The organism is Virgibacillus sp. 7505 (genome assembly GCF_002272135.1).
In the GTDB taxonomy this organism is placed as follows: domain Bacteria; phylum Bacillota; class Bacilli; order Bacillales; family Amphibacillaceae; genus Terribacillus.
Genome location: NZ_NPBF01000237.1, coordinates 1 through 251, shown reverse-complemented (window position 1 = coordinate 251; position 251 = coordinate 1). Strand labels below are relative to the sequence as shown.

Annotated in this window: 1 pseudogene; it reads right to left on the bottom strand. The window is 44.6% G+C overall.

From position 1 onward, the window contains the following. Positions 1-102 precede the first annotated feature (102 nt). Positions 103-251, bottom strand: a pseudogene (locus CHH91_RS21335) (DinB family protein); the annotation flags it as partial.

Here is a 251-nt window from a genome sequence, read left to right as displayed (position 1 = left end):
ACCAAGCAGTCTTGATTGATTTCTTGAAAAACGGTCAATCTGACTGAACGTAACAGTACGAAACTGTATCTAAAGGTTGAGCAAGCAGTATAACGCTGCTTGCTACTTTCTGTTTAAGATGCCTAAATACGCATGCCAAGGCCCTACATCATCCCTGTATCGTTCCGCCATAACGCGCGCTATTTGGGCAATATGCGTAAAATCATGAACGACCCACGTCGACAGCAATTCTCTTGCTTTGACACGGCCAA